Raw genomic sequence first — 6,502 nt, 5'->3', positions numbered from 1 at the left:
TAACTGATAACTGATAACTGATAACTGATAACTGATAACTGATAACTGATAACTGATAACTGATAACTGGTAACTGATAACTGATAACTGATAGCTAGATTACTTAACGGCTAATACTTGTTCGTCAAGGAAATCGTAGCCAGTTCTTTCTAATTCGAGAGCTAATTCTTTACCGCCACTGGTGACAATGCGCCCATCGTACATAACATGAATAACATCGGGTTCAATGTAGTTGAGCAGACGCTGGTAGTGAGTGATAAGTAAAAAAGCGTTATCGGGGGTAGCTAATTGATTGACTCCCTGGGCAACAATTCGCAAAGCATCGATGTCTAAACCGGAGTCAATTTCATCGAGAATTCCTAAAGTGGGTTCTAATAAAGCCATTTGGAGGATTTCATTACGTTTTTTCTCACCACCGGAGAAACCTTCGTTTAAACTTCTGCCAAGAAAGCTAGGGTTCATCTGGACAACTTCTAGTTTTTTCTCGACTAATTCCTCAAAGTCAAAACTATCTAATTCTTCCAAGCCTAAATATTTTTGTCGGGCATTATAGGCAACGCGAAGAAAATCTAGGTTACTAACGCCGGGGATTTCGAGGGGATATTGGAAAGCGAGAAAGATACCCATAAGCGCTCGTTCATCGGGTTCTTTATCTAAAAGGTTTTCGCCTTTATAAATTATTTCTCCCCCAGTTACTTCATAATCGGGATGTCCGGCGATTACTTTGGAAAAGGTGCTTTTTCCTGAGCCATTGCGTCCCATAATTGCGTGGGTTTCCCCTGCTTTAATTTCGAGGTTAACTCCTTTAAGAATCTGATTTCCGTCAATACTAGCGGTCAGATTTTTTACCGATAAAATTACTTCACTCATGAGATATTTTTCTAGAACAAAAATATTAGTTTTTGGGGTTGACGGCGAATCATCAATTGATGGATAAATTGTCTTAGCTTTTGGTGGGTTATGGCTATCACCTAACTTAGCTTTTGGTGGGTTACGGCTATCGCCTAACCCACCCTACTTTACCGGTTATCCGACGGTTCCTTCGAGCTTGAGACTGAGGAGTTTATCAGCTTCGGCGGCGAATTCCATCGGTAATTTACTGAGGACATCCTTACAGAAACCACTGACTAACATAGAGACAGCATCTTCTTCGGAAATGCCCCGTTGTGCGAAGTAGAATAATTGGTCTTCACCGATTTTAGAAGTGGAAGCTTCGTGTTCTACTTTAGCACTGTTGTTATCCACCTGAATATAGGGAAAAGTGTTAGCTTCGGCATTATCTCCAATCAGCATAGAATCACACTGGGAGTAATTTCTTGCTCCCTTGGCTTTCGGTCCCATTTTCACTAACCCGCGATAACTATTTTGGGAGTTACCTGCCGAAATTCCCTTAGAAATAATCGTACTTTTGGTGTTGCGGCCAATGTGAATCATTTTCGTACCTGTATCGGCCTGTTGTTTGTTATTAGTTAGGGCAATTGAGTAGAATTCCCCGACGGAATTATCGCCAACTAAGACACAACTGGGATACTTCCAAGTAATCGCTGAACCGGTTTCCACCTGCGTCCAAGAAATTTTAGAATTAACTCCTTTACACAGACCCCTTTTAGTGACGAAATTATAAATACCTCCCTTCCCATTGGCATCGCCAGCGTACCAATTTTGCACCGTCGAATATTTAATATCCGCATTATCGAGGGCGACTAATTCCACGACGGCGGCATGAAGTTGATTACTATCGTACATCGGAGCGGTGCAACCTTCTAAATAACTTACCGATGCCCCTTCTTCAGCGACAATTAAAGTTCTTTCAAATTGTCCTGTCTCACCGTTATTAATCCGAAAATAGGTGGACAATTCCATCGGACAGACGACACCTTTGGGGATAAAAACAAAGGAACCATCGCTAAAAACGGCAGAATTAAGGGCGGCAAAATAATTATCACCCACGGGAACTACACTGCCGAGATATTTCTGCACTAAGTCGGGATGTTCCTGTAAAGCTTCCGAGATAGAACAGAAAATCACCCCCTGTTCTGCTAGTTTTTCTTTAAAAGTTGTGGCGATAGAAACGCTGTCAAAGATAGCATCGACGGCGACGTTAGAAAGGCGTTTTTGTTCCGAAAGGGGAATGCCTAATTTTTCAAAGGTTTCGATTAAAGTGGGGTCAACTTCTTCCAGACTGTTGAGTTTTTCTTTTTTCTGTTTAGGTGCAGAGTAGTAGATAATATTTTGATAATCAATGGCAGGATAGGAAACGTGCGGCCAACTGGGTTCGGTCATCTTTTGCCATTGATGGTAGGCCCGGAGACGAAAATCGAGCATGAATTCCGGTTCCTTCTTTTTCGCTGAAATTAGGCGAATAATCTCCTCATTCAAACCGCGAGGGATGGTTTCCGATTCGATATCGGTGATGAAACCGTACTTGTAGGGTTGGTTAACGAGGTTTTTAACGGTGGTTGCACTCATGGGGGTTAGTGTTCTCTCTACGCGGTAGGCAGGGGAGGCAGTTAAACAACAAGAAAGTTGTTTAAATTGATTATATAATAGATTAACAACAAAGCTGTTGTCAAAGTCAGGGAAAATTTGAGAGGATGCTGATAAACCTCTGTTATTCAAGTTACTCTGTAGGGGTAATTGGCCGCTCCTTGACCCTCAGCAATTGTACGCTAAAGCCTCTGTTTTTGGTATCATGACCACGACTCAACCCGCCTCGACGAAAGACGATATTCTGCAATATTTGCTCAAAAACGGTCAATCTACCGCCCAAGACTTGGCTGAGGAGTTAAGTATTAGTCCGCAAGCGACGCGCCGCCATCTTAAGGATTTGGAGGGGGAAGGACTGATCGAATATTTTGCGGTACAAAATAAGATAGGACGACCCCAGCACATTTATCGTCTCAGTCGTCAAGGTCGGGGCCGTTTTCCCCATAATTACGATAATTTCGCTGTTTCTTTCCTCAATACTCTGGTGGAGACGGTGGGAGAGCAACAGGTGGGGGAAATTCTCAAAAAACAGTGGCAACGCAAAGCGGCAGAATATCAATTGCGCCTCGGCAAGGGGTCTTTAGGGGAAAGAATGAGAAAATTGCTGGAAATTCGCCAAGAGGAGGGTTACATGGCAGAATTAGTGGCACTGGAAGCAGAAAATAGTTATGTCCTAGCCGAGCATCATTGCGCTATTGCGGAGGTGGCTGGTTCCTATCCCAGTATCTGTGGCCATGAATTAGAAATGTTTGCGCTGCTGCTGCCCGATTGTACGATCGAACGGACTCACTGGATCAATCAAGGTGAGCAACGATGTGGTTATCTAATTAAGTGCAAGGGTTGACAGGGGACGATTACTTATCTCTAGACTAAGAGACTTTTTGCCTCACCTAACCCGCACCGCTGCCCAATAAAAATAAACTTAACAGGGTGCCACCATTCCAGAGACTATGAACCAACATCGAGGATAATAAATTTTTCGAGCGGGTGTAAACAAAGCCAAGAACACAACCTAGTACGGTTAAAGGCAGCACTTCTGACAAATTTTGGTGAGCAAGAGCAAAAATCAAACTACTAAGCGCAATCGCACCCCAAACAGGCAGATAACGAGTCAAAGAAGCTAGTAAAAAGCCGCGAAAGACAATTTCCTCGAAAAAAGGAGCGGCAAGGGAAGCAGTAAAGCCAAAACAGAGCAAAGCGAAGGTATTCTGGGATTCTAGGGCTAAAGTCAGCAGCGGGTTACTGCCTCCTTGTCCTTGCCAAATTAGTTGATTGAGCAAAGAAACGATAATAACGAGGGGTAAAGCGACGAAATAGCCGGCTAATCCCCAGAGGAGCCAAGGACTAAAGAGTTTAAAACGAAACCAATCGGGAGGTAAAGGGCGAAAAGGCTTGATTGCTAGGTATAAAACCGATAAACTGCTCACTGTTAAGGCTAAATAACTAACTACAACGTATATTGCTTTAGCTTCTAGGTTAAATTTTTCGGGATTGAGACTCAAGAAACTCGATAAAATCCCGAAAATTACTGGTAAAACAATTTGTCCGACGAAAAAGAAACCGATAATTATTCCCCACCAGAGGGTTTCTCCTCCCCACTTAGTTTGCCAAGCGAGACTATCATCTAAAAAGAGCAGCGCTCGCTGTTGACGGAGAAGCCACTGCACTAATAAAAAGATCAACAGCACAAAACCGATTAAACCGCCGATAAGAGGCAACAAAGCCACTAAAATTAGTTTAATTAACGCATTAGCCGCCACTTCACTCTGTTCTTCCTCTAAAGCGAGTAAATCCTCTTGACGATTTTCGAGACTATATAATTTTTCCAGAATGGTATAACGAAACCATCCTTGAAAATTGCGATCGATTCTCGCTTCAGCATCGGCAGCAATTTCGGGGGGTTCACTGTACAATCCCTCTAACAGCAGCGCATTTTGTAAAATAGCAGGTTTATAGTTCTCAAATGCTGATTTTTCCTTGATGTCTTGCCAGATTTGCCGTGCTGAATCCAAGTCACCTTGACTAGCTTGAATGAGACTTAATTTCAGTTCTAAATCCTTTAGGGAATTGATTTCCCGCTCAAGGGATTTTTTTTGTTCGGGATTAACTGCTGATTTTTTTAGTTCGGTGATTGTTTTTTTGGCACTTTTCTGGGCGGATAAATACTGTTCCTCGGCGGTGCTGTAGGGTTCTTCACCGATCAGGGAAGTTTGAATTAATTTAAGATTAGCAAATTCCTCGCTATTAGGATCAGCATCGCTGCTTAGAGTCGTAGCTTGTAGGTTGAGATTGGTTTGATATAGTTGAATATTCGATTGGATTTGAGGCTGATTAACACTAGAAATTAAAGCTGTAACCACTGGAGTTAAGGCAATAATTGTTAAGACAAAAGCGATCGCTTGTTTGAGACTTTGCCAGGGGAGTTTTTTTGAGAAATTATCAAACATGAAAATAGGGAATTGGGAGTTAGGGGTTAGATGGTGGGGTTTTAGGGTTTTAGGGTTTTAGGGTGTTGGGGTTTTAGGGTTTTAGGGTTTTAGGGTTTTAGTTGAATTCCCCCATTCTCCCATTCCCTAATTATTAAACCTCTTGCATAATTAATTTTTCAGGGTTCAAAAATGGCAAAAATAAGGATTAAATGGCATAAAGTCTGTAAATAGACCATTTAACTGATTATTACTCCTTCTTAATTCTCCTGACTACTGACTACTGGCTACTGACTCCTAACCCTAACAACAATTTTTGATTTTTACAAGAGGTCTATTAACTAACTACTTGAGAAAAAAGATTTTCGTATTGATCCAAAGTCTTTTCAAAAGCATAATTTTCTTCTGCGTATTGTCGTCCTTTTTCTCCTAGTATAGTTGCTAAATCTGGGTTTTTGTATAGCTTTAAAATAGCCGTAGCTAATGCCTCCGGATCTTCAGGAGTAACCACCAAACCACCACCACTACGCTCGATCGCCCTAGCAGCGGTTCCATCGGCGGGAACAGAAGCAATAATAGCACGACCACTAGCTAATAATACCTGAATTTTGGACGGCATATTAAAGGAAATAACGTTATGTTTTTGCATCACCATACCCACATCAGCAGCGGCTAACATTTCTGGTAATTTTTCCCGGGGTTGAAAGGGTAATAAAAGCACATTACTGGCCCCCTGTTGTTGGCGATACTTTTCTAGGCGATCGAGTGCCTCTTTTTTACCAACAATTACCACTTGAATCTCAGGAATATTAACTAAGTGAACTGCGGCATCGATCAGAGTTTCTAAGGGTTGGGTTAGGGCAATATTGCCAGAATATAAAACAACAAACTTGCCCTCAAGATTATTTTCTTGGCGAAAATAATTATGGTTTTTCGGCAAAGGTTTAATAAAGCTGACATCGACCCAATTAGGAATTTCAATAATTTTCTGACTCGGCACATTTTTAGTGAGGAGATTTTTGGTAAAACCATCGGCAATAACTGAGATTTTGCTGGCAGTTTTGTAGGCAAATTTTTCGAGACTGCTAAAAACCTTAATCATTTTCTGATTAGTTAATAATCCCACATGAACTGCCGCATCGGGCAGAATATCCTGTAAATTTAGAATAATCGGCACCCCATATAATTTACTCAATAAAGCGGCGGGAACGCAAACGGGTAATCCGGGGACGGTTAAGAAAATTAGATCGGGTTTTTCGCCTTTGAGAGCCTGAAAGAAACTCAAAAAAACAAAGCTCAATTCAAAGAAAATTCGATTTTTTAAACTTCTTTGGGGGCGCGCCCAAACGTAGGAACGTTGAATTTTAACACCGTTGCGTTCTTCTTCCAGATAGATTTTTCCTCGGTATTCGGGATCGATTTCACTATTAGGATACCAAGGAAAAGCCGTCAAAACCCTGACTTGATGACCTCTTTTAACCAATCCCTCCGCCAATTCTGTCATCAGGGGAGCGATGCCGATCGGTTCGGGATAATAGTTATAAGAATAGAGCAAAATTCGCATAGGGATGGCAATTTGGTTGGGCGAT

5 protein-coding genes are annotated in these 6,502 nt (G+C 41.8%); 1 reads left to right on the top strand and 4 read right to left on the bottom strand.

Going from position 1 to position 6,502, the window contains the following annotated elements:
• Positions 1 to 99 precede the first annotated feature (99 nt).
• Together sufC and sufB are read right to left on the bottom strand one after the other, a co-directional pair.
• Positions 100 to 870 carry a Fe-S cluster assembly ATPase SufC gene (gene sufC, locus O9324_RS16740; protein WP_288140775.1) on the bottom strand — a complete coding sequence of 257 codons (771 nt, stop codon included), beginning with the start codon at positions 868 to 870 and terminating at the stop codon, positions 100 to 102.
• Between the two features lie 156 nt (positions 871 to 1,026).
• Positions 1,027 to 2,469, bottom strand: a complete 1,443-nt coding sequence (gene sufB, locus O9324_RS16735) for a Fe-S cluster assembly protein SufB (RefSeq protein WP_002783201.1) — start codon at positions 2,467 to 2,469, stop codon at positions 1,027 to 1,029.
• Positions 2,470 to 2,692: 223 nt separating this feature from the next.
• Between sufB and sufR the strand changes: the two genes are divergently transcribed.
• A complete protein-coding gene (gene sufR / locus O9324_RS16730) occupies positions 2,693 to 3,331 on the top strand; it encodes an iron-sulfur cluster biosynthesis transcriptional regulator SufR (RefSeq protein ID WP_002789066.1) in 639 nt (212 codons plus the stop codon).
• Between the two features lie 46 nt (positions 3,332 to 3,377).
• Here the strand turns inward: sufR and O9324_RS16725 are convergent, their stop codons facing one another.
• Positions 3,378 to 4,934 (bottom strand): CPBP family intramembrane glutamic endopeptidase, encoded by a 1,557-nt coding sequence (locus tag O9324_RS16725; protein WP_288140774.1) that lies wholly within the window; start codon positions 4,932 to 4,934, stop codon positions 3,378 to 3,380.
• A 316-nt stretch (positions 4,935 to 5,250) separates the two neighbouring features.
• Positions 5,251 to 6,477 (bottom strand): glycosyltransferase family 4 protein, encoded by a 1,227-nt coding sequence (locus O9324_RS16720; RefSeq protein ID WP_288140773.1) that lies wholly within the window; start codon positions 6,475 to 6,477, stop codon positions 5,251 to 5,253.
• Positions 6,478 to 6,502: the final 25 nt, after the last annotated feature.

The organism is Microcystis sp. LE19-84.1B, assembly GCF_027531875.1.
GTDB lineage: Bacteria > Cyanobacteriota > Cyanobacteriia > Cyanobacteriales > Microcystaceae > Microcystis > Microcystis panniformis.
This window is presented reverse-complemented; position numbering and strand designations above follow the sequence as displayed.

Excerpts from the sequence above, each read along its gene's own strand:
- sufC (WP_288140775.1), bottom strand. The coding sequence starts at position 870 with ATGAGTGAAGTAATTTTATCGGTAAAAAATCTGACCGCTAGTATTGAC.
- sufB (WP_002783201.1), bottom strand. The coding sequence starts at position 2,469 with ATGAGTGCAACCACCGTTAAAAACCTCGTTAACCAACCCTACAAGTAC.
- O9324_RS16725 (WP_288140774.1), bottom strand. The coding sequence starts at position 4,934 with ATGTTTGATAATTTCTCAAAAAAACTCCCCTGGCAAAGTCTCAAACAA.
- sufR (WP_002789066.1), top strand. The coding sequence starts at position 2,693 with ATGACCACGACTCAACCCGCCTCGACGAAAGACGATATTCTGCAATAT.
- O9324_RS16720 (WP_288140773.1), bottom strand. The coding sequence starts at position 6,477 with ATGCGAATTTTGCTCTATTCTTATAACTATTATCCCGAACCGATCGGC.